The sequence below is a fragment of the Luteibacter sp. P4_D7_3 genome (genome assembly GCF_056401735.1).
In genome coordinates, this window is sequence record NZ_JBFUIT010000470.1 from 1 (window position 1) to 2,202 (window position 2,202).

A 2,202-nucleotide genomic window follows, 5' to 3' on the forward strand; every position below is an offset into this window, starting at 1 on the left:
GCCCAGGCGCAGGCCCTGGTCGAGGCGGCCGTGTCGAACTTCGGCAGGCTCGATATCGTGGTGAACAATTCGGGTGTCTACAAGTTCGCTCCGATCGAAGCCTTCGATGATGAGCACTTCGACAGCCACTTCAACGTCAACGTGCGCGGCACCTTACTGGTCACGCAGGCCGCGATGAAGTACCTGCCCGAAGGTGGCAGCATCATCAATATCGGTTCGGGCGTGAGCAGCATGACGCCGCCGCAGTCGGTGATCTACACCGCGACCAAGGGTGCATTGGATGCCATCACCGGCGTGCTTGCCAAGGAACTGGGACCGCGCAAGATCCGCGTCAACTCGCTCAACCCGGGTATCGTCGAGACCGAAGGCACCCACACCGGCAACATCATCGGTTCGGAGCTGGATACATTCCTGGTCTCGCAGACGCCGCTGGGTCGCATCGGCCATGTCGACGACATCGCACCGGTAGCGGTGTTCCTCGCTTCTGACGATGCGCGCTGGGTCACCGGTGAGATCATCGTCGTCTCAGGCGGCCTGCGCTAACCACCGCAGGATCACTCCGACAGGCTCAGCTCCGGAATGGAGCTGAACCTGGCGGCCAGGAACTCAGTGAAGACCTGGGCTTTCCGGGTCTGTCGACGACCTGCCGGCGACACTGCGCTGRTCGGAAAGGCGGGCGGCGAGTAGCCAGCCAGCACCTGCTGCAAGCGCCCCTCGGCAATATCCCGCGCGTACAACCAACCCGGGTTGTGCCCCATCCCGAGTCCGGCAAGTACCGAGCCCCGGATGTGTTCGGCATCGTTGGTACGTATCACCGGATTGCCGTCGACGACGAGGGGTACGCCGTTCTCTGCGAACCGCCAGGCGCGCGAGGCGCCCTGGAACATGAAGACCACGCAAGGCATCGTTTCGATGTCGCGTGGATGCTGGGGAACGCCGTAACGCTCGAAGTAGGCAGGTGTACCCACCGTCGCGAAGCGAACCCCACCGATGCGTCGCGCCACCAGCGACGAGTCGGACAACGCGCCGATGCGGATCGCCACATCGATACCGTCTTCGACAAGATTGGCGTGACGTTCGGAGATGTCGAAGTCGATCGTCATCTCCGGATAGAGGGCGAAGAACTCCGGGAGGTAGGGCAGGACGAAAAAACGTCCGAAGGCCGCCGAGATAGCCACGCGCAGCACGCCCGTCGGAGCGACCTGCGCATGCCCTACCCTGGCTTCAGCAGCATCCACGGCCTCGATGAGCTGGAGGATGGACTCGTAGTACTGCTGGCCAGCCTCCGTGACGCTGAGGCCGCGGGTGGTCCGGCGCAGCAACTGCACGCCCAGCCGCGATTCGATCGCGGCGATCTGCTTACTGACCGTGGATTGGGAAACGCCGCTCGAGATCGCGGCCTTCGAAAAACTGCCGGAATCGGCTACCCGCACGAACAACTGCATGGCATCAAGCCGATCCATAAGTGCTCCGCATCGGGTTCATGAACGTACCGGGCCCCGCTGACTCAATCTACGGCAGGCATGGCAAGGCTGCCAGCCTCGAGGCCGCTCGGTTGAACCCGTTACTTTGCACCCGTCCGTTCACGGCGAGAAGCCCTGGAACGGACTAACATCCATGCGGCCATCGAATACCGAGACCCCGGGCACCGAGTTCAAACGTCCAAGACGCGGCCGTGGGTTCGGCGAATAGTCCTCCGTCTTCAAACAAGGCCAACCGCATGAATGACACCGTTCTCAGCAAGAGCTTTCTCGACGCCCAGCGCGAACGCCTCGTCGCCCTGCGCAAGCAGCTGATCGGCACCGCCGACGACGCAGGCAACGAAGAGGGCCTGCTCCAGCAGACCGCCGGCGGCGAGCCGCAGGATTCCGGCGACGACGCCGAGCGTTTTGCCCAGCAGGACCGGGACGAATCCATCCTGAGTCACAACGAAGGCCGCATCGCCGTCGTGGACCGCGCGCTGGAGAAACTCGCCGAAGGCACCTACGGCATCTCCGACGGCAACGGCGAGGAAATCTCGAAGGCACGCCTGGAAGCGATTCCCGAGACGATCTACACCCTCGAGGAAATGGAAGCCCGCGAGCGCGCCGAGCGCAACGCCCGCTGAGACCGCACGCCAGGCGTAATCCCTCCCCGCCACGGAACAAAACTGCAAGGAGCGCGGGCCCGCCAGCTGTTACGTTGACGGCATGACGTTACGTG

3 protein-coding genes are annotated in these 2,202 nt (G+C 63.4%); 2 read left to right on the forward strand and 1 reads right to left on the reverse strand.

The genetic code is table 11. From position 1 onward, the window contains the following. Positions 1 to 543, forward strand: a 543-nt coding sequence (locus AC1DSN_RS21620) for an SDR family NAD(P)-dependent oxidoreductase (protein WP_477332811.1), incomplete at its 5' end; no start/stop codon positions are given. Between the two features lie 11 nt (positions 544 to 554). On the opposite strand, the gene AC1DSN_RS21625 is transcribed toward AC1DSN_RS21620, so the two are convergent. Next, positions 555 to 1,463, reverse strand: coding sequence for a LysR family transcriptional regulator (locus AC1DSN_RS21625; protein ID WP_477332813.1), 909 nt, complete (start codon positions 1,461 to 1,463; stop codon positions 555 to 557). 257 nt (positions 1,464 to 1,720) lie between these two features. Between AC1DSN_RS21625 and AC1DSN_RS21630 the strand changes: the two genes are divergently transcribed. Next, positions 1,721 to 2,107: a TraR/DksA family transcriptional regulator gene (locus AC1DSN_RS21630; RefSeq protein WP_477298377.1), complete on the forward strand. Its 387-nt coding sequence runs from the start codon at positions 1,721 to 1,723 to the stop codon at positions 2,105 to 2,107. The last annotated feature ends 95 nt before the right edge of the window (positions 2,108 to 2,202 follow it).

Coding starts and splice junctions, on each gene's coding strand:
- AC1DSN_RS21630 (WP_477298377.1), top strand. CDS start 1,721: ATGAATGACACCGTTCTCAGCAAGAGCTTTCTCGACGCCCAGCGCGAA.